At 66.0% G+C, this 21,826-nt stretch carries 23 protein-coding genes; 10 read left to right on the forward strand and 13 right to left on the reverse strand.

Going from position 1 to position 21,826, the window contains the following annotated elements:
* Position 1 precedes the first annotated feature (1 nt).
* From purL to truA, 9 genes are read right to left on the reverse strand one after another with little or no spacing between them, the layout of a single operon-like run.
* Complete coding sequence (gene purL / locus RMP10_RS05320; RefSeq protein ID WP_310569356.1) at positions 2-2,329, reverse strand: phosphoribosylformylglycinamidine synthase subunit PurL; 2,328 nt, start codon at positions 2,327-2,329, stop codon at positions 2-4.
* Positions 2,326-3,030, reverse strand: coding sequence for a phosphoribosylformylglycinamidine synthase subunit PurQ (gene purQ, locus RMP10_RS05325; protein ID WP_310569357.1), 705 nt, complete (start codon positions 3,028-3,030; stop codon positions 2,326-2,328). The genes purL and purQ overlap by 4 nt, the downstream gene beginning before the upstream one ends.
* A complete protein-coding gene (purS, locus tag RMP10_RS05330; RefSeq protein ID WP_309669836.1) occupies positions 3,027-3,284 on the reverse strand; it encodes a phosphoribosylformylglycinamidine synthase subunit PurS in 258 nt (85 codons plus the stop codon). The genes purQ and purS overlap by 4 nt, the downstream gene beginning before the upstream one ends.
* Positions 3,281-4,192: a CDP-diacylglycerol--serine O-phosphatidyltransferase gene (pssA, locus tag RMP10_RS05335; protein WP_310569358.1), complete on the reverse strand. Its 912-nt coding sequence runs from the start codon at positions 4,190-4,192 to the stop codon at positions 3,281-3,283. The genes purS and pssA overlap by 4 nt, the downstream gene beginning before the upstream one ends.
* Entirely contained in the window at positions 4,189-4,365 is a 177-nt protein-coding gene (locus RMP10_RS05340) for a hypothetical protein (protein ID WP_310569359.1), read from the reverse strand. Before RMP10_RS05340 ends, pssA begins: the two co-directional genes overlap by 4 nt.
* Positions 4,365-5,321 (reverse strand): phosphoribosylaminoimidazolesuccinocarboxamide synthase, encoded by a 957-nt coding sequence (locus RMP10_RS05345; RefSeq protein WP_310569360.1) that lies wholly within the window; start codon positions 5,319-5,321, stop codon positions 4,365-4,367. Before RMP10_RS05345 ends, RMP10_RS05340 begins: the two co-directional genes overlap by 1 nt.
* Positions 5,318-6,757, reverse strand: a complete 1,440-nt coding sequence (purB, locus tag RMP10_RS05350) for an adenylosuccinate lyase (protein WP_310569361.1) — start codon at positions 6,755-6,757, stop codon at positions 5,318-5,320. Before purB ends, RMP10_RS05345 begins: the two co-directional genes overlap by 4 nt.
* Before the next feature lie 4 nt (positions 6,758-6,761).
* Positions 6,762-8,189, reverse strand: coding sequence for a trypsin-like peptidase domain-containing protein (locus RMP10_RS05355; RefSeq protein ID WP_310569362.1), 1,428 nt, complete (start codon positions 8,187-8,189; stop codon positions 6,762-6,764).
* A 16-nt stretch (positions 8,190-8,205) separates the two neighbouring features.
* A complete protein-coding gene (gene truA / locus RMP10_RS05360; RefSeq protein WP_310569363.1) occupies positions 8,206-9,003 on the reverse strand; it encodes a tRNA pseudouridine(38-40) synthase TruA in 798 nt (265 codons plus the stop codon).
* Positions 9,004-9,087: 84 nt separating this feature from the next.
* Between truA and RMP10_RS05365 the strand changes: the two genes are divergently transcribed.
* Both RMP10_RS05365 and trpD read left to right on the forward strand, forming a co-directional pair.
* Positions 9,088-10,398 (forward strand): GAF domain-containing protein, encoded by a 1,311-nt coding sequence (locus tag RMP10_RS05365; protein WP_310569364.1) that lies wholly within the window; start codon positions 9,088-9,090, stop codon positions 10,396-10,398.
* Positions 10,388-11,425, forward strand: a complete 1,038-nt coding sequence (gene trpD / locus RMP10_RS05370) for an anthranilate phosphoribosyltransferase (RefSeq protein ID WP_310569365.1) — start codon at positions 10,388-10,390, stop codon at positions 11,423-11,425. Before RMP10_RS05365 ends, trpD begins: the two co-directional genes overlap by 11 nt.
* 13 nt (positions 11,426-11,438) lie before the next feature.
* Here trpD and RMP10_RS05375 read toward each other — a convergent pair whose 3' ends face one another.
* Together RMP10_RS05375 and lexA are read right to left on the reverse strand one after the other, a co-directional pair.
* The gene (locus RMP10_RS05375; RefSeq protein WP_310569366.1) at positions 11,439-11,597 is read right to left on the reverse strand and encodes a S24 family peptidase; all 159 of its coding nucleotides are present in this window, start codon (positions 11,595-11,597) and stop codon (positions 11,439-11,441) included.
* A 5-nt stretch (positions 11,598-11,602) separates the two neighbouring features.
* Complete coding sequence (gene lexA / locus RMP10_RS05380) at positions 11,603-12,046, reverse strand: transcriptional repressor LexA (RefSeq protein WP_310569367.1); 444 nt, start codon at positions 12,044-12,046, stop codon at positions 11,603-11,605.
* Positions 12,047-12,135: 89 nt separating this feature from the next.
* Here lexA and RMP10_RS05385 point away from each other — a divergent pair, with 89 nt between their 5' ends.
* From RMP10_RS05385 to RMP10_RS05420, 8 genes are read left to right on the forward strand one after another with little or no spacing between them, the layout of a single operon-like run.
* A complete protein-coding gene (locus tag RMP10_RS05385) occupies positions 12,136-12,978 on the forward strand; it encodes an indole-3-glycerol phosphate synthase TrpC (RefSeq protein WP_310569368.1) in 843 nt (280 codons plus the stop codon).
* On the forward strand, positions 12,975-13,676 hold the full coding sequence (locus RMP10_RS05390) for a phosphoribosylanthranilate isomerase (RefSeq protein ID WP_310569369.1): 702 nt from the start codon (positions 12,975-12,977) through the stop codon (positions 13,674-13,676). The genes RMP10_RS05385 and RMP10_RS05390 overlap by 4 nt, the downstream gene beginning before the upstream one ends.
* On the forward strand, positions 13,673-14,881 hold the full coding sequence (gene trpB, locus RMP10_RS05395; RefSeq protein WP_309669824.1) for a tryptophan synthase subunit beta: 1,209 nt from the start codon (positions 13,673-13,675) through the stop codon (positions 14,879-14,881). The genes RMP10_RS05390 and trpB overlap by 4 nt, the downstream gene beginning before the upstream one ends.
* A complete protein-coding gene (locus RMP10_RS05400) occupies positions 14,878-16,578 on the forward strand; it encodes a HEAT repeat domain-containing protein (RefSeq protein ID WP_310569370.1) in 1,701 nt (566 codons plus the stop codon). The genes trpB and RMP10_RS05400 overlap by 4 nt, the downstream gene beginning before the upstream one ends.
* On the forward strand, positions 16,575-18,035 hold the full coding sequence (locus RMP10_RS05405) for an HD domain-containing phosphohydrolase (protein ID WP_310569371.1): 1,461 nt from the start codon (positions 16,575-16,577) through the stop codon (positions 18,033-18,035). Before RMP10_RS05400 ends, RMP10_RS05405 begins: the two co-directional genes overlap by 4 nt.
* Positions 18,019-18,825 carry a tryptophan synthase subunit alpha gene (trpA, locus tag RMP10_RS05410; RefSeq protein WP_310569372.1) on the forward strand — a complete coding sequence of 269 codons (807 nt, stop codon included), beginning with the start codon at positions 18,019-18,021 and terminating at the stop codon, positions 18,823-18,825. The genes RMP10_RS05405 and trpA overlap by 17 nt, the downstream gene beginning before the upstream one ends.
* A gap of 8 nt (positions 18,826-18,833) precedes the next feature.
* Positions 18,834-19,394 carry a hypothetical protein gene (locus RMP10_RS05415; RefSeq protein ID WP_310569373.1) on the forward strand — a complete coding sequence of 187 codons (561 nt, stop codon included), beginning with the start codon at positions 18,834-18,836 and terminating at the stop codon, positions 19,392-19,394.
* Positions 19,391-19,894: a LytR C-terminal domain-containing protein gene (locus RMP10_RS05420; protein WP_310569374.1), complete on the forward strand. Its 504-nt coding sequence runs from the start codon at positions 19,391-19,393 to the stop codon at positions 19,892-19,894. Before RMP10_RS05415 ends, RMP10_RS05420 begins: the two co-directional genes overlap by 4 nt.
* Here the strand turns inward: RMP10_RS05420 and rlmN are convergent.
* Together rlmN and RMP10_RS05430 are read right to left on the reverse strand one after the other, a co-directional pair.
* A complete protein-coding gene (gene rlmN, locus RMP10_RS05425; protein ID WP_310569375.1) occupies positions 19,823-20,917 on the reverse strand; it encodes a 23S rRNA (adenine(2503)-C(2))-methyltransferase RlmN in 1,095 nt (364 codons plus the stop codon). The genes RMP10_RS05420 and rlmN overlap by 72 nt on opposite strands.
* The gene (locus RMP10_RS05430; RefSeq protein ID WP_310569376.1) at positions 20,914-21,813 is read right to left on the reverse strand and encodes a hypothetical protein; all 900 of its coding nucleotides are present in this window, start codon (positions 21,811-21,813) and stop codon (positions 20,914-20,916) included. Before RMP10_RS05430 ends, rlmN begins: the two co-directional genes overlap by 4 nt.
* Between the last annotated feature and the right edge of the window lie 13 nt (positions 21,814-21,826).

Genomic DNA, 21,826 nt, shown 5'->3' on the forward strand with positions numbered 1-21,826 from the left:
ATCAGTCGTTGGTAGGAGCGTGCGAGGAGACCACCGCATGCTCAGCCGGCGTCTCGCCATCCATGGCGAGCGGAATTGCCTCGTGAAACGCCTTCGCGAGCCAGTCGATCGGCGCCGAGAAGGTGTCGTCCGACATCGTGAACTGCGCACCGCTGTCGGCCGTGGTGACGGCACCGATCACTCGCGCCGGTACGCCATGGCGCTGCGCGATCTGCAGCACCGCCGCGCTGTCCGCAGTGGAGACGATCACACGTCCATGCGCTTCACCGAACAGCAGCGCGCGGTGTGGGAGCGTAGCCCATGCCGAGAGATCGACCGTGAATCCGAATTCGCGATTGCGATCGGCCATCGCGCACTCGGCGAGCGCGACGGCCAACCCGCCATCGCTGCAATCGTGCGCTGAGCGCACGACACCGCCGCGGATCGACTCCAGCAGCGCGTCGATCAAGGCGCGCTCACGCGTCGGGTCACACACGGGCGGTTCGCCAATGGTCAACCCGTGAATCTCGAGCAGGTACTCACTCGCCCCGAGTTCATCGGTGCAATCGCCGAGCAACACGATGTCGTCGTCGGCCTGCTGGAAACCTGACGGCGTGACATGAGAAAGGGATTCGATGAGTCCGACCATGCCGATAGTCGGCGTGGGATGGATCGCGCCCTGTGGGTTTTCGTTGTAGAGCGACACGTTGCCACCGGTCACCGGCGTTTCGAGCACAGTGCAGGCTTCCCCCATGCCGGCGATCGCTTCGCTCAGCTGGAAATACACTTCCGGCTTCTTCGGATTACCGAAGTTGAGATTGTTCGTGATCGCCATCGGGCGTGCACCCGTGCATGCGACATTGCGCGCGGCTTCGGACACGGCCGCGCGGCCGCCATTGCGCGGTGACAGCGCCACGTGGCGGCCATTGCCGTCGATACAGAGCGCGATGGCCTTGTCGGTGCCGCGGAGCTTTACCACGGCCGCGTCGCTGCCCGGGCCGCGCATCGTGCTGGTACGCACCGTCGAGTCGTACTGCTGCCACACCCACTTCTTGCTGGCAATCGTCGGCGACGAGAGCAGGCGCTCCAGCGTCCATGCGTGATCACGTTCTTCCTCGAGTGCCGCGACGGCGTGCGCCGATCGACCCCGCGCAGCCTTCAGCGCTTCGCTCTCCTTCGGCTCGAGCACGTACTGCGGGCACTCGGTGACCAGGCGGGAGCCGGGGAACTCGGCCACCACGCGCTCGCCTTCGGTCACGCGATACACCGGCTCCGCGATCACCTCACCGATCACGGCGGCTTCGAGATCCCACTTGGCGAGAATGGCGCGCACGTCGTCTTCGTGGCCGAGCTTCGCGACCACGAGCATCCGCTCCTGAGACTCCGACAGTAAGATCTCGTACGGTGTCATCCCCTGTTCGCGCACCGGGACCTTCGAGACGTCGATCGTGACGCCGACATCACCGCGCTCGGCCATCTCGGCCGACGACGAGGTGAGACCCGCCGCGCCCATGTCCTGGATCGCGACGATGTGCCCGCTGCGAATCAACTCGAGCGACGCTTCGAGCAGCAGCTTCTCGGTGAACGGGTCGCCGACCTGCACCATGGGCCGCTTCGCTTCGCTGGACGCCGACAGATCCTCCGAGGCGAACGACGCGCCGTGAATGCCATCGCGACCAGTGCGTGCGCCGACGGCCATGATCGGATTACCGACGCCCGACGCCACCGCGGTGATCAGCTCGTCTTGTCGCATGAGGCCGACGCACATCGCGTTCACGAGCGGATTGCCTTCGTACGACGGATCGAACACGACTTCGCCGCCGACCGTCGGTACGCCGACACAGTTCCCGTAATCGCCGATACCCTTCACGACGCCGGCGAAGAGCCAGCGCACGCGGCTCGACGTGAGCGGACCGAAACGCAACGAGTTGAGCAACGCGATGGGGCGTGCCCCCATGGTGAACACGTCGCGCAGAATGCCACCGACGCCGGTCGCCGCGCCTTGGTACGGCTCGACGGCGGACGGATGATTGTGTGACTCGATCTTGAATGCGACCGCCCAGCCGTCACCGACGGAAATGACGCCGGCGTTCTCACCGGGCCCCTGTAACACCCACGGCGCCTTCGTGGGCAGCGTCTTGAGCATCGGACGCGAATGCTTGTACGAGCAATGCTCACTCCAGAGCGCGCTTACGACACCGAGCTCGGTGAACGTCGGCGTGCGCCCCAGCATCGCGATCAACCGCTCGTACTCGAACTCGGTGATGCCGTGCTCGGCCACCATAGCCGGTGTGATCACCGGGTCGCCCGGACGGGATTCGACGGGACGTGCGTTGGACGCGGCGGTCATGCCTTCACCTCGGCGAGCATCGATTCCAGGATTGAGGCGAACAACGGCACGCCGTCGGTTGAACCGAGCGTCGCATCGAGCGCCCGCTCAGGGTGCGGCATCATGCCGAGCACGTTGCCCTCGGCGCTGACGATACCGGCGATGTTACGCAGCGAGCCGTTCGGATTGGCCACCGCGGTGGCCTGGCCCTCGGCGCTCACGTACCGGAACACCACCTGGCCCTCGCCTTCGAGGCGAGCCAGCGTGTCGGCATCGGCCGTGTAACGACCGTCGCCGTGGGCCACGGGAATGGAAATGACCTGACCGATGTGGTACTGCGAGGTGTACCGGGTCGCGATCGACTCGATACGCAGGTGCGCCGGGGCACTCACAAAGCGCAGACTCGCGTTTCGCAGCAGGGCCCCGGGCAGCAACCCGGCTTCACAGGCGATCTGAAACCCGTTGCAAATGCCGAGCACCGGCCCGCCGCGCTTGGCGAAGGCGATGACTTCCTGCATGATCGGACTGAAGCGCGCGATGGCGCCGGCGCGCAGGTAGTCGCCGTAGCTGAATCCGCCGGGAAGGATCACCAGATCGACGTTCTGGAGGTCGTGATCCTTGTGCCACAGATAGACCGCCTCCTGACCGAGGTGGTCGGCGATCGCGTGAAATGCGTCTTCGTCGCAGTTGGAACCGGGAAACCGAACGATCCCGGCCTTCACGCGTGCTCCACCGAGGCGATCTCGAAGTCTTCGGTGACCGGGTTGGCCAGCAGCTTCTCGCACATCGCCGTGATGCGCGCGCGCGCCGCATCGGCGGTCGCCGCTTCGGTCTCGACGATCACGTGGCGCCCGACGCGCACGTCACTCACGTCGGCGAACCCGAGTGAGTGGAGCGCATCAGCAACCGCCTTGCCCTGGGGATCGAGGATCCCGCGACGCGGAACGATGTGGATGGCGCAGCGGAAACGGGTCATGCCAAGGGCTCCTCGCGACCGTCGTCCGGCGCGATGTTCTGTCGTGAAGGACGACGGCGTCGACGACGACGTCGGGGATCGAGGGATTCGTCGATGTCATCCTGGGCCGCGTCGTCATCCTCACGCGCGCCGGGAATGCGATCGAGCAACCCGAGAAAAACGGTGCGGCCTATGCCGTATAGCACATAGGCCATCAGGGCAGGGAAGAAGAACTTCTTCGGTAGAAAAATGACGCCGACGAAGGTGCCGACGACCAACAGAAATCCGAGGATACCGTTCAGCGTGCGAAAGTTCACCGTCGGTACCTTGGCGTACTGCACGTTGCTGATCATGAGCATGCCGAGACCGAGCATGACCCAGCGCAGCATTTGATGCCAGGGCAGGTCGCCGATCATCGTCTCGGTGTACAGCGGCGTCTGGCTGAACCAGTAGTACGTCGCGAGCGTCATGCCCGCGGCGGGACTGGGCAGACCCGTGAAGTGCGTGTTTTTGGTGCCAGCCTGCTCGACGTTGAAGCGCGCCAGCCGCATCACGGCGCACGCCGTAAAGAAGAAGCAGAAGATCCATTCCCACCGTGTACTCTGGAACACGGCGAAGTACATGATCAGCGCGGGCGCGGTGCCGAACGAGATCGCATCCACGAGTGAGTCGAGCTCCTCACCAAAGCGCGTGCCCGACTTCGTGGCGCGCGCGATGCGACCGTCGAGCGTGTCGGCGATCGCACCGAACACGATGAATCGGGCGGCGGCATCGAAATCGCCGCGAGACGCGGCGACGATCGCGAAGATACCGAAGAAGAGGTTGGCCAGCGTGAAGCCGTTGGGGAGGGCAACGGCGGCGCGAGGACGCGGACGGCGCGGACGTTCTACGCCATCGGTACCGGTCCCGCGGGTATCCGGGCGGCTCATGTGGGTGTTCCAACTGAGGTACGATAGACCCAGGCCACCACGAGGGCCGCGAGCGTGAGGACATATCCGGCCAGCCACCACGGCCACGAACGAAAGCGTAACGCGGCCGCGAAAGTCAGCGCGGCCAATCCGGCGGCGCCAAGCAGCAGTGGATAACCCTCACGCGCAAACATCAAAGCGAATCCTCGAGCAATCCGAGGCGTCCCAGGTCCATTGGTGCGCCGGTGAGACGAGCGAAGGCATCCCGGTAGCGGAAGCTGGTCGCGCCGATGACATCATCGGGAAGCGTGGGAGCCGGCGCTTCACCATTCCATCGTCCGGCGCGGCGTTCCACATCGAGCCAGTCCCGAAGCGGCTGCTTGTCGAAGCTGGGCTGACCGCGGCCCGGTGTGTAGCTGTCGGCCGGCCAGAATCGTGAGCTGTCCGGCGTGAGCACTTCATCGATCAACAACAAGCGTCCGTCACGCCGGCCGAACTCGAACTTGGTGTCCGCCACGATGATGCCGCGCGGTTCCGCCGTGGCGCGTCCGAACTCGTACACCGTGCGCGCCAGACGCTCGAGTGTGGCGGCCGTATCGGACCCCACGCTGTCAATCACGCTGGCGATCGTGATGTTCTCATCGTGGCCCGTCTCTGCTTTCGTGGCCGGGCTGAAGATCGGCGGATCGAGGCGATCGCTCTCACGCAGTCCGACCGCCAAGGCCTCACCGGCCAGCGTGCCATGTGCCTGGTACTCTTTCCACGCGGAACCCGTGATGTAGCCGCGGATCACGCATTCGATCGGCACGACATCGGCGCGCACACACAACATGCTGCGGCCGGCGAGCGCGTCGCGATACGGCGCCAGCGATGGCACCTCGCGTACGATCTCATCGGTGTCGGCAGAGAGCAGATGATGCTCCACGACGCTCGACAGCTGGGACAACCACCACGCGGTGAGCTGCGTGAGCACAACGCCCTTGTACGGAATCGCTTCGCTCATGACGATGTCGAACGCGCTGATGCGATCGGTCGTCACCAGCAGCAGCCGATCGTCGTCCACGGCGTACACGTCGCGCACCTTGCCGCGCCGCACGAGCGGCAACGGCAATGCCGTTTCGATCATTGCTGCGGGCCGTCCCGTGCTCATACGCGCACCTCTTCCACTTCGACACCGGTGCGGTCACGAGCAAGCCACGGTGCCACGTGTTCGTCGAGGAACTCCACGACTTGTTCCGGCGACCGTCCGACGAAGCGCCTCGGCTCCGTCACGGCCTGCAAATCTTCCAAAGGGATACCGAAGGCGGGATCGGCCGCGAGCCGCTCCAGCATGTCGTTGCGCGCTGCGCCATCCTTCACGGCACGCGCGGCGTCGATGCTGTGACCGCGAATCAGCTCATGGGCTTCCTGACGATCGCCGCCGGCGCGCACGAAGCGCACGATGATCTCCTCGGTGGCCATGAACGGGAGTTCGTCATCGACGCGACGCCGGATCCGAGCGGGATGGACCTCGAGCCCGCGCACGACGTTCTGCATCAGCACCAGAATCGCGTCGGTGGCAAGGAACGATTCAGGGATCACCAGACGACGATTCGCGGAATCATCCAGCGTGCGCTCGAAGTACTGCACGGCGTGCGTCTGATTGGCGTTCGGCTCGAGCGACAACACGAACCGCGCGAGCGACGCGATCCGCTCGGAGCGCATCGGGTTCCGCTTGTACGCCATCGCCGAGGATCCAATCTGGTTCTTCTCGAACGGCTCCTCGATCTCGCCGAACGCCTGCAGCATGCGGATGTCACCAGAGAACTTCGACGCGGTGGCCGCGATGCCGGCGACGACGCCAAGCACCTGCGCGTCCACCTTTCGCGAGTATGTCTGCCCGCTGACCGGGATCGACGTCGCGAAGTCCATGCCGGTGGTGACAAGTCGATCGAGCTCGCGCACCTTTGCATGATCCCCGTCGAACAGCGAGAGGAAGCTCGCCTGCGTACCGGTGGTGCCCTTCACACCGCGGAACGGCAGCTGCGCGACGCGGTACTCGAGATCCGCGAGGTCAAGGAGGATGTCCTGCATCCACAACGTCGCGCGCTTGCCGACCGTGGTGAGCTGCGCCGGCTGAAGGTGCGTATAGCCGAGGGCCGGTTCGTCCTTCCACTCGCGCGCGAACCCGCCAAGGGCATCGAGCGAATCGATCAGCTTCTCGCGCAGTAGGTGCAACCCGCGGCGCATCAGAATCAGCTCCGCGTTGTCGGTGACGAAGCAGCTCGTGGCGCCGAGGTGAATGTACTTGCGGGCCGCCGGCGCCACATCGCCGAACGCGTGCACGTGGGCCATGACGTCGTGACGGAACTTCTTCTCGTACACGGCGACGGCATCGAAGTCGAAGTCATCGAGATGCGCGCGCATTTCTTCGAGCGCGGCATCGGGAATCGCAATGCCGAGACTCTGCTGCGCTTCGGCGAGCGCCAGCCACAACCGGCGCCAGAGGCCGTACCGCGTCTGCGGGCCCCACAGCGTGAGCATGGCGCGCGACGCATAGCGGTCGGCGAGCGGCGAGGCGTACGAAGTGCGGTCGGGTGCGGTCACGGAATCAGCGGAGAGAGAACGACGTCTGGAGATACTGTCGATTGCGCTCGAATACCACATACACGGGACCGCGAGCGCCATATCGGTCGATGGCAGCCGACGCCGCCTCGGCCGAATTCACTCGCGTCTGTCCCACCTGCACGATTACATCGCCGTCCTGCAGGCCGATTTCATCGCGAATCCGATCGGACACGCGATACACGAGCGCGCCAGCGTTCGACGCCACGCCTCGCTCCTGGCGAATGACGTCGGTGAGCGACACCAGTTGCAGTTCGCGTAGCACGGTGACCTTGGGTGCGCTTACCTCCGGCGCGTCGGCGACCTGCAGCGAGAAGCGCTGTTCGCCGCTGCCACGGCGCACGGTGACCGCCAGCTGCTCACCAACACGCAGGTCGAGCAGCCGCGCTTCCCAGTCGAACGGATTCTTCACGGGCCGCGTGCCGGCGGCGATCACTTGATCACCCGCGCGGACTCCAGCGCGATCCGCGGGGGATCCCGGAACCACGCGCGCCACGATGGCGCCGACCGCGGCCGCTTCGCGCGCGCTCTGCACGTCGGGCGTCTGTAGGCGAATGCCCACCCACGGCTGACGCACCGAACCGTGATCGAGCAGGTCTTCCACGATCCGCTTCGTGCGGTCGATCGGGATCGCGAATCCGAGACCCACCGATCCACCGCTCGGCGAATAGATCGAGCTGTTGACCCCGACCACTTCGCCCGACGCGTTCACCAGCGGGCCGCCGGAATTCCCGGGGTTGATCGCGGCATCGGTCTGGATCATGTCGACGTACACGCCGCCGCCGTCGCCGCGCCCTGCGAGATTTCGACCAACGGCACTCACGACGCCCACCGACACGCTGGGTTCGCTGTTCCCGAGCACGAAACCGAACGGATTGCCGATAGCGATCGACCACTCGCCAACGATCAACGTCGACGAACTGCCAAGGGGCGCCACCGGCAGATCCTTGGCCTTGATCCGCACCACCGCGAGGTCGTTCGTCTCATCGATGCCGACCACGGTGGCGTCGTACGACGTTCCGTCGCGCATGCCGATGGAGACCTTCGTGGCGCCCGAGATCACGTGGGCGTTGGTCACGATGATGCCGTCACTACGCACAACGAAGCCGGAGCCGATGCCGGCGTTGCGGCGTTCACCGGTGCGCCCGCCCATGAAGTATTCGAAGAAGTCGACCGGGACCTTCTGCACCGTTTCCGTCTGCACCGTGACGACGGCTGGGGCTACGCGTTCCACGGCCGTCGTGATGGCGGTCCGACGCGATCCATCGATGGTCTGCGCGGGAACGGGGCCGACCGGCTTGCCGGGGGCAGGCGGGAGCGTGCGGGTCTGCGCATTCGACGTGCTGGGGTTCGCCCCCTCGCAGCCGATGAGGGTGAGCGCGACCAGCAGAATGAGCGTAGAACGTTGGACCATCAGGAACATCCTCTGGTCACGAGGCATCGACGTAAAGCTCTGCGGGATACGTCACCTCGCGCAGCGACAGACCGTGAGCCGGTGCCGGAGCGGGCGTGCCCGAATTGTCGGGTGCGACGAGGAGCCGCGCGATCGTACCGCGCGGACGCCGCCCCTGAGCCACCTCAACCATCGTTCCGACTAGAAAACGCACCATATGATGGAGAAAACGGTTCGCCGCAACTTCGAACACCCAGCCGCCGTCGCGCTCAACCCACCGCGCATGCTGAATAATGCAGCGGTGGTGATCATCGACCGGCGCCGTGTGAGCGACGGCGAACGCACGAAAGGTGTGTTCACCCAACACACTGTCGGCTTCTCCCTGTAGCGCCGCCGGGTCGAGCGGGTGTCGGATCGCCCACTCGAATCGCCGACGGAATGGGGAGCGTGCCGCCTCATCCGTCCCGATAAGATAATCGTATCGACGCGCGATGGCGCTGCGGCGCGGATGAAACTCCCGCACCATCCGGTGCGCCTCCGCAACCCAGATATCGTCGGGGAGAATGGCATTCATCGCCCGGCGGAGGGTGGCGGGCGTCCATCGCTCCGGTACCCGGACGCCGACGCCCTGGCCATGCGCGTGGACCCCGGCGTCGGTCCTCCCGGCGCCAATGGCGGGAACGGCGGTCGCGCACAAACGCGCGAGGCCCATTTCCATGTCGCCTTGCACGGTGCGGACGACGGGCTGACGCTGCCAACCGGCGAAGCGCCCCCCGTCATACTGCGTTACCAGGAGGATCGGTCGCGGGTCCATGACCTGGAGGAAGCTAGGCACCAGACGCGTTCGCTTCAACTGATTCGCCTTCAAAGGCGCTCGACTATTGCGCTGTCGCGTCCGCTGACGTTTCCTCCACTCGCCATGCCTCCTCGCTCACTTGCTTCGCTGGCGTACGCGCTCTCCGCCACATCCGATCTCGACGGTGCCCTCATCGCTCTGGGGGAGTGCCTCGCCGAGTTGGATCGCGGTGCGTCGGTCGCCCTGCTTCAGTACGACGCCCGCCGCGACATGCTGCGAGACCGGCTCACCCCAGTCGGCGCGCAAGTCGTTCGGACGTCGATGGAGACCACCTTCGATCACCTGCCGAAGGCCGCCCGCGTCAAAATTCTGGCCGGTGGGCCCTTCGTCGACGTCAGTGACCGGTCCGCGGACTACGCCCGCCTGTGCGGCTTCACGGCCTCGCTGGACGGCGGCATTCTGGCCGTCCGCGGCCTGAAGGTCGAGGGTCTGCTCGGCGCCGTTCTGGCGTTGTACGAGCCGCGCAAGATCTTCGGGACTCGTACGACCGAGCGCCTGTCGCCGGCCGTTGCGCTGTTCGATTTGGCCTACGTGCGCCTCGCCGAGCGGGATGCCCGCGAAGAAGCCGTCCGCACGCTGGAGGACGTGACGCAGCGGGTGCACGGCGAATACGTGCGGAAGCTCACGGCGTTGGAAACGGAGCTGCGTGAGGTGCGCAACACTCCGCAGCACATCACGGCGCTCAATCCGGCGGAGGCGATCGCGATTCAGGCGGATGCCGCACGGTCGGGCGAAGAGGCTCGTCGGGCGCTGCGTCGGGCCGAACTCGCCGACCAGCAACTGACGTCGGCCGTGGGTCAGCTCGAGCAGGCGCACGTCGAGCTGCATCGGCGCAGTGAAGCCCTGCGGCAGCGGACCCGTACGCTGTATCTGCTCGACCGCGCGCTCTCGCTCGACGCCGAGACGACCGAGGCCCGGAAACTGGTGGACGGTCTGCTGGCGTTGGTCGGCGATGACATGCAAGCACAGCGGTGCTCACTCATGCTGCGAGCGCCCGAGCCGGACTACCTCTACCTCGCAGCGGCGCGTGGCATCGCGCCGAACATTGTGGAGGGGATGCGTATCCGCATCGGCGAAGGCGTCGCTGGCCGGGTCGCCGCCGCGCGCGAGCCGTTGCTGGTACAGGATGTCCGAGAGGCTGCGCAGCACCCGCTGCTCCGTGACCAGTACTTCACGACGGGAAGTTTCATCAGTTTCCCACTCGTGTATCACGACGAGTTGGTCGGCGTGCTCAATCTTACGAATCGCGCCCAGCGTGGCATCTATACTGACGAAGACGTCGAGCGCGTCCGACTGCTGGGCCTCGTGATCTCGCTCATCATGTCGCGGAACGCGCTCCCTGAACGCTTGCTCGAGTCGATCAATGTCCGCTGAACCATTGACCCAGGCGATTCGTCGCCTGGCGGCCCATGAGTCACTCGACGCGGCGAGCGTGCGTCGCGCATTCGGGGTCATCATGCGCGGCGAAGGCACACCGGTGCAGGTGGCTGCACTCTTGATGGCGCTGCGGGTGAAGGGGGAGACGCCCACCGAGGTGGCGGGTGTCGTTGAGGCGCTCCGCGAGGCGATGGTCGTGCTGTCGGCCGAGCGCCCCGACGAGTTGGTCGATACCTGCGGAACGGGCGGCGGGGCACTGACCACTTTCAATATTTCGACGGCCGCGGCACTCGTTGCCGCCGGTATGGGTGTGCGCGTCGCGAAGCATGGCAACCGGTCGTTTACCTCGCGCTCAGGGAGCGCTGATGTGCTCGAGGCGCTGGGCGTCGTGATCGATACGACGCCGCCGGCTATGGCCGCCACGCTGGCCGACGCGGGCATTGTGTTCATGTTCGCGCCGCTCATGCACCCCGCGCTGCGTCACGTCGGCCCTGTGCGCCGGGAGCTTGCGGTCCCGACGGTCATGAACATCGTGGGTCCGCTGGCCAATCCGGCTCGCGCAGGGCGGCAGGTCGTCGGCGTCGCGGAACGCGCGCGTCTCGAGCTACTCGCCGACGCGCTCTCGGCGCTGGGAACGGTCCGGGCCATGGTCGTGCACGGCGAGCCCGGCCTCGACGAGATCTCGCCGCTCGGCCCGACGCACGTGATGGAGGTTCGCGACGGACGCGCCACCTCGTGGACGATCGACCCCGGAGCGCACGGGATTTCGGGAATCGTACTCGACGATTTGGTCGGCGGCGATCCGGTACACAATGCAACGCTGATCGAGGACGTTCTCGGCGGCGGCGGCTCCATCGGGGCGCAGTCAGCGGTATTGCTGAACGCGGCCGCCGCGTTATATGTGAGTCGCGATACCGGTAGTTACTCGGATGCGGTGGACACGACACGGCGGGCGATGGCCGAAGGAGTCGGCCTCGCCGCACTACAACGCCTGCGCGTGGCGTCCAACGCGACCCGAGGGTAATCGGGTCGCGCGGTCAGTAGCGACGCAACACGCCGACGACGATGCCTTGTATCCGGACATCGTCTTCATGCACGAAGAGCGGCGACATCGTTTCGTTGGCCGGCTGCAGGCGAATCCGTCCGTCGCGCTCGCGATAGTAGCGTTTGACCGTCGCACCGGATCCGTCGAGCATCGCGATCACCATCTCGCCGTTGTCGGTGCGTTGCGATCGTTGATGACCACATAATCCCCGTCCTTGATCTGCTCCTCGATCATCGAGTCGCCGCGAACCTTCAGGACGTAGTGGCTTCCGCTGCGACGCAGGAAACCATCCGGCACTGACATCGTTTCACCCGTGTGCATGGCCTCAATGGGGGCACCCGCCGCCACGGAGCCGAGTAACGGCAGCTCCACCGACCGCTGAAACAGCTCGGAGGGAAGGATCTCGATGGCGCGACTCTCGTTGTACGAGCGTTTGATGTAGCCCTTGCGCTCGAGATTGGTGAGGTGCTCGTGCACCGTTGCCAGCGAGTTATAGTTGAAGCGCGATGCGATCTCTTCGAAACTCGGGGCGTATCCGTTCTCTTCGTTGTAATCGGAGAGATAGGACAAAATTTCCCGCTGTCGCTTGGTGAGCGGCATGGTTGCTCCACGAAAGGGGACCTACAGACCCGGACCCCCGAATGCAGGCCGAATCCACCAAACGCCACGCTAACCGAACACAGGCCGAAGTGCAAGCATTTTCTTCACGACCGGTGTGGACCTTCCCGACGGGGACCCTCGGCGACCTCACCCGCGCCTCCCACGAACGGGCCCGCGCCGTCCTCTCGACCCTGCCGGAGCTTCGGAGTGCGGCCCGCGACATTCCACCGCCGTTCGGTGCCGAGGCCTTTGCTGGTGCCCTCCGGGGCCCGGCGATCCGGGTGATCGCCGAGGTAAAGCGCGCCTCGCCGTCGAAGGGCGCGATCAATCCGGGCATCGATGCCGCGACACAGGCCGCGTACTACGTCGCGGGCGGGGCGGCGGCCATCTCCGTGCTCACCGAGCCCACCCGTTTCGGTGGCGCGCTCGACGACCTCTCCGACGTCGCCGCGCGCGTGGCTGTTCCGGCCATTCGCAAGGATTTTCTCGTGCATCCCGTGCAGCTGTGGGAGGCACGCGTGCGAGGTGCTGCAGCCGCCCTGCTGATCGTGCGTGCCTTGTCGCCAGCCGAGCTGCCGATGTTGATGGACGCCGCCCGTGAGTGCGGGTTGGCGACGCTCGTCGAGATCCGCGATGAAGCCGAGTTGGAGCGGGCGCTCGAGGTCGGGGCGACCGTTATCGGAGTCAACAATCGGAATCTCGAAACGCTCATCATCGATCCCTCCACTGCGCCCACGCTCATTCCGCGCATCCCGTTGCACTGTGTTGCCGTGGCCGAAAGTGGCATGCAGACGGCCGATGATGTCGCACCGTCCGCGCTCGCCGGCGCCGACGCGATTCTCGTGGGCAGCGCCATTTCCGCGTCGACGGATCCGGCGGCGTCGGTGCGCGCCCTCGCGGGGTTTGCACGATCGACCTCGGCGCGGCGGTGAACGTCGCGGCCGCCGCCGGCCCCGATCGCGCCGTCCCGCCCGAGGTCAAGATCTGCGGGCTGACACGGGAGCGTGACGCGCAGCACGCGGTGACCACCGGCGCGTCCTACATCGGTGCGATCATGGCCGGCGGTCCTCGACTGCTTACCATGGATCGCGCGCGTGCGGTGCTGGGCCCGCGTCGTCACGATGTGCAGCGGGTTGTGGTCTTCGGCGACCAGCATCCCGATGATGTAATCGTCACAGTCCAGACGCTCGATCTCGACGTCGCCCAGTTACACGGCGCGTACACCGCGGCATCGATCGACACGATTCGTCGGGAAACGGGTCGCATGGTTTGGCCGGTGCTTCGTGTCGCGGGAACGATGCTGCCCGACGATGCCGCCGCACTTGGTGCCTCCGCGGGAACGGTGGTGCTCGATGCGCATGTGGTCGGGCAGCTGGGAGGAACCGGTGTCGCTTTGGACTGGTCTGGACTGCGGAATGCCGTCGGGGCGCTTCGCGAGTCTGTACCGGGGATTCGAATCATCCTCGCTGGCGGATTGCGTCCGCGGAATGTGATCGAGGCCATCCGATTGCTTTCTCCGGACGTCGTAGACGTATCTTCAGGAGTGGAGTCCGAGACGGGTCTCAAGGACCCGATGTTGGTCGAACAGTTCGTCGCGGCCGTACGCTCGGCCGCAGGGATGCAGCGATGACCATGGTGGATACAACGAACGGCGCGACAGCGCCGACTGATCGTTTCGGCCCGTTCGGTGGACGGTACGTTCCGGAAACGCTGATCCCGGCGCTCGATGCGCTCGAGGCGGCGTTCGACGAAACGCGTCACGATGCGGCGTTCCAGGCGGAACTCGATGCGTTGCTGCGTGAGTATGTCGGGCGGCCGACGGCGCTCTCGTTTGCGCCGCGGCTGAGCGCACGGATCGGCGCACCGGTCTGGATGAAGCGCGAAGACCTGTGTCATACGGGCGCGCACAAGATTAACAACACGGTCGGGCAGGCCATGCTTGCGCGCCGGATGGGGAAGCGCCGCATCATCGCCGAAACCGGCGCCGGACAGCACGGCGTCGCCACCGCGACGATCTGCGCGCGCTTTGGCCTGGAATGCGTGGTGTACATGGGTGAGGAGGACATGCAGCGCCAGGCGCTGAATGTGTTCCGCATGCGTCTCCTCGGGGCCACTGTCGTACCCGTTCTGTCGGGGACGCGGACGCTCAAGGACGCCACGACCGAAGCGATTCGCGACTGGGTCGGATCGGTGAACGACAGCCACTACATCATCGGATCCGTCGTCGGCCCGGCGCCGTACCCGCGCATGGTGCGCGAGTTTCAGTCGGTCATTGGACGCGAGGCCCGCGCCCAGATGCTCGCGCGCGCCGGCGTGCTGCCGAAAACGGTGGTCGCGTGTGTCGGCGGCGGCTCGAACGCGATGGGTATCTTCGCCGGCTTTGTCGGCGACGCTGGTGTGGAACTTGTCGGCGTCGAGGCGGCCGGTGAGGGACTGCATACCGAGCGTCACAGTGCGTCGATCACACGCGGAACGCCTGGTGTGTTGCACGGGTCGCTCAGCTATCTGCTACAGGATGCGAACGGACAGGTGCATCCTGCCCACAGCATCTCGGCGGGACTCGATTATCCCGGTGTCGGCCCCGAGCACGCGTGGTTGCATGACAGCGGTCGGGCTGAATACGTGTCGATCGATGATACCGAAGCGCTGCGCGGCGTCGCCTTGCTGAGCCGGCTCGAAGGCATCATCCCGGCGCTCGAAACGGCGCACGCCGTCGCGTGGATCGAACGGGAAGCGGGGCGCTGGTCGGAGCAGGAGCCGGTCCTGCTCTGTGTGAGCGGCCGCGGTGACAAGGACATCGGCACGATCAATCAGTACACGCTGCCCGAGGTATGACGACAACTGGGCACGAAGTAGCCGTCTCGCCGCCGGCGGTGGCGGCAATCGAGGATGCGTTACGCGCATTCGCGAAGGCGCTTCGTGCCATTCAGTTGTACCTGCCGAACAATCCGACGCGCGCGACCGCCATCGAGCAGGCGCGTACGGCATTCGGCAAAGTGTGGCGCGTGGCGAGCCCGCTCGAGATCCAGATCAAGGAAGCGTCGTTCGCGTGGGAAGAGCGAACGGTGTACCTCGATGCGGAGCGCGGCACCGACGGATTGCCGTGGTTGCTGTATCGCGATGGCTTGCGGTCGCTGCAGCTGCACAGTGGATTCGAATCCACCGATCTCGAGGCCCTGCTCGCCATTCTGCACAAAGCGCGCACTGCGCTTCCGGATGATGATGATCTCGTGACCCTGCTGTGGGTCGCCGACCTGGCCACGGTCGAGTATCGACACGTCGAGCACGATGCGGTGGGCGATATGCCGGTCATGGCAGGTACCGATCGCCCGGGCGTCGCGGTGTTCGCGGCCGGCGTGGCGCCGCTGGCGGTGCCGTCGGCGGAATCGGCAGCGCCCGGCGAGGGGCCGCCTCCGGGCATGGTCCGGGTCGAGGACTTCGACACCACGCTGTATTTCCTCGACACGCGTGAAGCGACCTATCTGCAGGACGAACTCAAGCGCGAATACGCCGAGGATCATCGCAAGCTCGTGTTGGCGAGCCTGTTCGATGTGATCGAAGGGCAGGCTGCCGTGGAGTCGCAGTTGGAGGCGCTGCGTACGGTCGATCAGCTGTTGATCGAGTTTCTCACGCTCGGCGAGTACGAGCTTGTCGCGTTGGCGTTGCGCGAGGCGTCAACGGCGTCGCGGCGGCTCGCCGCGGAGGAGCGCGTGATGACGGCGCTCCGTGACCTGCCGGCCCGCTTGAGTGAGCCCGCCGTGATGTCGCAGCTGCTTCAGGCGCTCGACGAGAGCGCACGGACGCCGGTGGCCTCGCTGCTCGAGGGGCTGTTCGTGGAGCTTCGGCCGTCTGCGCTCGAGCCGCTTGTCGCGTGGCTCGGTGTCGCGACGTCCTCGCCGGCGCGGGCGTCGATCGAACGCGCCTCGGCACGATTGGCGGGCGCGCACACGACGGAACTCGCGCAGCTGCTCGAGCATGAGAACGAGTTCGTTGTACGTGGGGCGCTGCGACTGGCCGCGCAGCTGGCAACGCCGGCCGCGGTACCTGGCCTGGCCCGGTTGCTGCGCGGCCGCGACTCGAAGCTGCGCGTCGAAGCGCTGAGCGTGCTTGGTGAGATAGCCTCGCCTGCCGCGCTGCAGGCCGTCGAGCGCGGCATCGAGGACAGCGATCGCGACGTACGCGTCGCCGCGTTCCGCGTGATCGCGACACGGCTGCACACGGCCGCGCTTCCCCGACTACTCGACGCCGTGCGGCGCAAGGAGCTGCGCTCGGCAGATCTGAGTGAGAAGATGGCGCTCTTTGAAGCCTTTGGCAGCATGTGCGGTGATGCCGGCGTGCCAGAGCTCGACGCGCTATTGAATGCGCGCGGACTTCTTGGAGCACGCGAGCCAGCGGAGCTGCGCGCCTGCGCCGCCCGCGCGCTCGGCATGGTGGCGACGCCGAAGGCTTCGGCGGCCTTACAGCGTGCCGCCGACACGAAGGATGTCGTCGTGCGCAGCGCCGTCGCGCGCGCCATGCGAGGCAGCGCGTGACGGCACCGCTTTCGTCCATCGGCAGTGATCAATCGGGTGATCCCCAGGCGCAGCGTACGGCGCGCGGATTCGTGGTCGCCGTGCATGGTGCGGTACGCGCGGTGCGCCTCTATCCCATCGAGAACAGCGCCGTGCAGAAGGCGATTGCCGAGCTGGTCAACGCCGCCGAGCGCGTCGAGTTGGCTGACGGGCAATGTCGTCTGCGACGGATCGGTGATTACCTGTTCGTGAATGAAACGCGACTGCGTCTCACACTCGACAACTACGCCGCCGTCGCGTACGTGCTCGGTCTGCTCCGCGAGGCAGGGCTCGGCGGCTTCGCGATTATCGCGCCGACGAGCCCGCGGGTGTGGGTCGTGCTGCTCGCGTTTCTGCAGTCGCCGCCGCTCGAGTATCCCGAAGAAGATCGACTTCAGCAGGTCTCGACGCGCGTCGAACAGGCCGGCGTTGCGTGCTTCGAATTCTATCCGCCCGTCGAGGAAGCCGATCAGCAGGAAACGGAACTCGACGCGAAGGAACGCGCCCGTCAAACGTATGTGCGGTCGCTCGACGTCACCCGCGATGTGATGACATCGGCACGACTCGGGCGCAGCGCGGGACTCAAGCGGGTCAAGCGTGCGGTGCAAGGTATCGTCGACGCCATTCTCACCGATGCCGCGTCGCTGATCGGCCTGACCACGCTCCGCGAGTTCGACGAGTACACGTTTGTGCACAGCGTGAACGTCAGTATTCTCTCGGTGGCACTCGGACGCCGGCTCGGATTGACGAAGCCCCAGCTGTTGGACCTCGGGCTGGCGGCGCTGTTGCACGACATCGGCAAGTCGCGTGTCCCGCTCGAGCTGCTCAACAAGCGAGGGTCGCTGGATGACGAGGAGCGGGTCATTCTCCAGACGCATACATGGCAGGGCGTGCTCGCGATGTTCGCCATGCCGACCGGTTCGGCGCGTCCCTGGCGCGCCATGACCTCGGCGTACGAACATCACATGCGTATCGACCTCACGGGCTATCCCAGGTCGTTGCGGTCGCGTCGGCTGACACTGTACAGCAAGATCATCGCGGTGGCAGACGGCTTCGATGCCGCCACGACCACGCGCGTGTATCAGGACGTGCCATGGACGCCGGCGGACGTGTTGCGAGGCATGCGAGACAACACGCGCCTCGGACTCGACCCCGTAGTCGTGAAAGCGTTCATCAACCTCACGGGCATCTATCCGGTCGGCACGCTTGTGGTCCTCGACTCCTTCGCGCTCGCGATGGTGGTCGCGGCCAATCCCGATCCGACCGCGCTGTCTCGTCCGCTCGTGCGCATGATCACGGACGCCCAGGGCAACCGCGTTCAGGATCTCCAGATCTACGACCTGACATCCTGCGACGCGTCCGGCCAATTTGCATACACTATCATTCGGACCGAGGACCCTCAACGCTATGGCATCAACATCGGTGATTACTTCGCCTGACGTTTCCGTCCCGTCCGCCTCACGACTGTCGGCGCGCTTTGCGGCGCTGGCGTCGCAAGGGCGTCGGGCGCTTGTCTGCTATGTGACGGCAGGGCATCCTGACCCCGAGCAGAGCGTCACGCTGCTCCGTGGCATTGCGGCGGCTGGCGCCGACGTGATCGAGGTCGGCGTACCGTTCTCTGATCCGATGGCTGACGGTCCGGTCATCCAGCTGAGTTCGCAGATCGCCCTCGACCACGGCGTGAGCCTCGAGCGCACGCTGGAGATCGTGCGCGACGCTGCGCTCGACGTGCCGGTGGTGTTGTTCAGCTACCTCAATCCGATCATCGCCGGCGGACCGGATGTGCTCGCGCGCGCGCGCGCTGCCGGTGTGGATGGTGTCTTGGTCACCGACCTGCCGGTCGGTGCCGATCCCACGCGCGAAGCGTGGTTTGGTGAGAGCGGGCTCGACTTCGTGCGGTTGGTCGCGCCGACCACGCCGGCCCCGCGCATGGAGGAGATTGCACGTCATGGCGGCGGATTCGTGTATCTGATCAGCCGCTTGGGCGTGACCGGAGAACGGGCGTCCCTGCCCGATGATCTACCGGACACGGTGGCGCGGCTCCGATCGTCGACGGCACTGCCGATCTGCATCGGCTTCGGCATCTCGACCCCGGAGCAGGCCAAGGCGGCGGCGCTGTTAGGTGATGGTGTGGTCGTCGGTAGTGCGCTCGTGCGAGCCGCGGGACGTTCGGTGCAGGAGGCCATCGACCTGACGGCGGCGCTGCGCGCTGCAATCGACGAGATCTGACGACCGCTGTGACGGCCGATTCACTCCGCCACGGACCGCGCCTCGCGCTGCCGGCCTGGTCGATCGTGACCGACAAACGGCGCGCGCATATCGGGCGCGTCGTGACGCTGTTGCGGTCGTGGGCCGAAACGCTTGCGCTGCCGGCGACAGACACGCAGGCCTGGGTGGATGCCGGCACCTGGCACGATGCACTGCGCGACGCTGATGAACATATGCTGCGCACCGTGACCAGCGACCACACGCGTCCGTTCGGCATGCTGCACGGCCCGGCGACGGCGATCCGTCTCGCCGCGATCGGTGAGACGCGTCAGGACGTGCTCGACGCGATTCGCTGGCATACCGTCGGTCAGTCCGACTGGTCGCGGGTTGGTCGCGCGCTGTACATGGCCGACTTTCTCGAGCCGGGTCGCTCGTTTATGCAGGCCGATCGCGCATTTCTCGCCAGCTGCGTGCCACTCGCCTTTGACGACGTCTTCCGTCAGGTAGTTCGTATGCGTCTCGAGTGGGCCATCCGCGAAGGGAAGGGGCTCGCGCCCGAGACGGTCGCGCTCTGGGAGACCGTGCGATGAGCACGTCTTCTGGGTGGCCGTCGATGCCAGCAGCGGACGCGCCGCGGCGCAAGCGGCGCGGTTTGCTGATTCTTGCGCTGTTGGCCGTCGTGACTCTCGGCGCCGGCGCGGCGTGGTGGCAATTGAAAGCGACTCCTATCATCTCGTCCGCGAACGGCACGATGGCGGCCGTCGATGATTCGCTCGCGCGTGCGCCCAGTGACAGTCGCGTGCGGGTTCGCGTGCTCAATGCGTCGGGCACGCGAGGGTACGCGCGGCGCGCGACCATCGAATTACGCGATCGTGGCTTCGATGTCGTCGAGTACGACACCGAGCGTGGCAAGCCTCGCAATGGCACGCTCATCGTCTCACACACCGGACATCGGGATTGGGCCGACCGGCTCCATCGTGCGTTCGGCACGGGCGCGATCGAGGAACGCCCGGATTCGCTACGCTACGTGGATCTCACCATCTTCGTGGGTCGTGACTGGAAGCCGTCGACCGAGACGCTCCGTCCGTAGCTGACCGCAGGCGGCGGCGATATCGAGCCCACGACTGCGACGAACCGCGGTCTCGACCCCGCGCGCGCGAAGCGCCCGGGCAAAGGATGAGATCACCGATGCGGGCGAGGGGACAAAGCCCATCGTCCCACCAGGGTGGAGAGGAATCAAATTCACGAAGGCGCGGCACTCGCGTGCCAACTGCGCCAGCATCGCGGAGTGCGATGGCTGGTCATTGACGCCACCGAGCATCACGTATTCGAACGTCACGCGTCGATCGAACTTTGCCGCGGCCGCAATGACTTCAGACAGCGGATACTTCGTGTTCACCGGCATCAGCGATTTGCGTAGCTCATCGCTGGGCGCATGGATCGAGATCGCCAGTCGGAACTGCTCAGGGCGTTCGGACAGCGCCACGATGCCCGGCAACACGCCGACGGTGGAAATCGTGATGTGTCGCGCACCGATGCCCAGCGCGCGGGGATCGTTGAGCAGCGAGAGGGTGGAATCGACCGCCTTCCAATTCATCATCGGCTCGCCCATGCCCATGAACACGATGTTCGTGGGAATGATCGGCGGCGACAGCAGGCGAAGCTCGCGCACTTGTCCGGCGATTTCCGACGGCGTCAAGTTGCGCTGAAAACCCATCGCGCCCGTGGCGCAGAACGCGCATTGGAGCGCGCAGCCGGCCTGCGACGAAATGCAGAACGTGATGCGGTCGCCATCGGGGATAGACACGGTCTCGATGAGTTGACCGTCAGCCATTCTGAACAGGAACTTCTCGGTGCCGTCAGTCGAGGTCTGGCGCGTCGAGAGGTCGAGCTGGGGGAGCGCGAACGACTGCGCGAGTGCCTCGCGAAGCGCTTTGGGCAGCTCGGTGATCTCGTCGAACGAGCGGACCGGACGCTGCCAGAGACGCGCGAAAATCTGCGCCGCCCGATACGACGGCTCACCGCGCTCACTCAGCCACGCGAGGAGGCGCGACAGGGCCGCATCAGGTGAAAGGTCAAGCAGGTTTTCGGTCGCCATCGTGTCTGACATCATTCCTTGAGGATCGAACTGAGCGTGAACTGATAAACGGGTCCGAGCCCGGAGATGCCTTCCTCGCGTGCGACGCCGACCACGTACCGTGCATAGTACACCGCCAGCCCCGAGCGGATGCGCGTGACGGAACTTCCGCCCGCCGAGGCGCGCACGATCGCGGCTCGTGCCTCCAGTCGATCCAGTCGCCCCGACAGGAACGGTCCGCGCTCCGTCGCCCCGCGGTTGACGTTGTTCTGGCTCAGTCCAAGCCGGAGCTCGCGGGAGGCCGAATCGCCGACCACTCGCGCGTCAACCGCCGCCACGAACGCCGGTCGATCATCAATTTCGCGGCCTGGACGCCACAGGAAGCTGGACAAGGCGAGGCGCGCGTTCTGCCATGGCAGATCGTGGATTACCACACCGAGGTCGGCGGCGATCGCCGTGTTCACCTGCTGGTCGGCCCGCCCTTCGCGCCAGCGCGCCGCCAGTCCGGCCGTGACATGCGGCATCAGCGTTTTGGCCGCCGTGGCACTGACCAGCACGCTGGCGTAGCTGATGTCACCGACGCTCTGCGGATCGCTCTCGGTTCGCACCAGCCCCGCCACGGACGTTCGGGCCACCGACACGCCGAGCGTGGTGCCCGATGCGCGGCGAAACGACGCGGAGATCAATTGCCCGTCGACGCCTTGCTGCGCGCCGGTCGACAACGACGCAACGCCAAGCCGCATCCGCTCGCCAGGGCGGAGCGCCGACGCCGCCGGATTCCACAGGCCGGCCCCAGGTTCCGCGGCCAGCGCCGCCGGCTCGAGCACCGCGCCGAGCGGAAATTCCCAAAGATCGCGCGCGGGCACTGGCTGCGCGGCGAGCCCGCGGGCCCAGCAACACGCGGTCATCCCGCAGATGAGCAGGCGTCGCATAGGGCACTCTAAC

This window comes from Gemmatimonas sp. (genome assembly GCF_031426495.1).
In the GTDB taxonomy this organism is placed as follows: domain Bacteria; phylum Gemmatimonadota; class Gemmatimonadetes; order Gemmatimonadales; family Gemmatimonadaceae; genus Gemmatimonas.

Excerpts from the sequence above, each read along its gene's own strand:
- purS (WP_309669836.1), bottom strand. The coding sequence starts at position 3,284 with ATGACCCGTTTCCGCTGCGCCATCCACATCGTTCCGCGTCGCGGGATC.
- lexA (WP_310569367.1), bottom strand. The coding sequence starts at position 12,046 with ATGCCGCTCACCAAGCGACAGCGGGAAATTTTGTCCTATCTCTCCGAT.
- RMP10_RS05345 (WP_310569360.1), bottom strand. The coding sequence starts at position 5,321 with ATGAGCACGGGACGGCCCGCAGCAATGATCGAAACGGCATTGCCGTTG.
- purL (WP_310569356.1), bottom strand. The coding sequence starts at position 2,329 with ATGACCGCCGCGTCCAACGCACGTCCCGTCGAATCCCGTCCGGGCGAC.
- pssA (WP_310569358.1), bottom strand. The coding sequence starts at position 4,192 with ATGAGCCGCCCGGATACCCGCGGGACCGGTACCGATGGCGTAGAACGT.
- RMP10_RS05400 (WP_310569370.1), top strand. The coding sequence starts at position 14,878 with ATGACGACAACTGGGCACGAAGTAGCCGTCTCGCCGCCGGCGGTGGCG.
- RMP10_RS05340 (WP_310569359.1), bottom strand. The coding sequence starts at position 4,365 with ATGTTTGCGCGTGAGGGTTATCCACTGCTGCTTGGCGCCGCCGGATTG.
- RMP10_RS05430 (WP_310569376.1), bottom strand. The coding sequence starts at position 21,813 with ATGCGACGCCTGCTCATCTGCGGGATGACCGCGTGTTGCTGGGCCCGC.
- rlmN (WP_310569375.1), bottom strand. The coding sequence starts at position 20,917 with ATGATGTCAGACACGATGGCGACCGAAAACCTGCTTGACCTTTCACCT.
- RMP10_RS05420 (WP_310569374.1), top strand. The coding sequence starts at position 19,391 with ATGAGCACGTCTTCTGGGTGGCCGTCGATGCCAGCAGCGGACGCGCCG.
- trpB (WP_309669824.1), top strand. The coding sequence starts at position 13,673 with ATGACCATGGTGGATACAACGAACGGCGCGACAGCGCCGACTGATCGT.
- RMP10_RS05365 (WP_310569364.1), top strand. The coding sequence starts at position 9,088 with ATGCCTCCTCGCTCACTTGCTTCGCTGGCGTACGCGCTCTCCGCCACA.
- trpD (WP_310569365.1), top strand. The coding sequence starts at position 10,388 with ATGTCCGCTGAACCATTGACCCAGGCGATTCGTCGCCTGGCGGCCCAT.
- RMP10_RS05375 (WP_310569366.1), bottom strand. The coding sequence starts at position 11,597 with ATGCTCGACGGATCCGGTGCGACGGTCAAACGCTACTATCGCGAGCGC.
- RMP10_RS05355 (WP_310569362.1), bottom strand. The coding sequence starts at position 8,189 with ATGGTCCAACGTTCTACGCTCATTCTGCTGGTCGCGCTCACCCTCATC.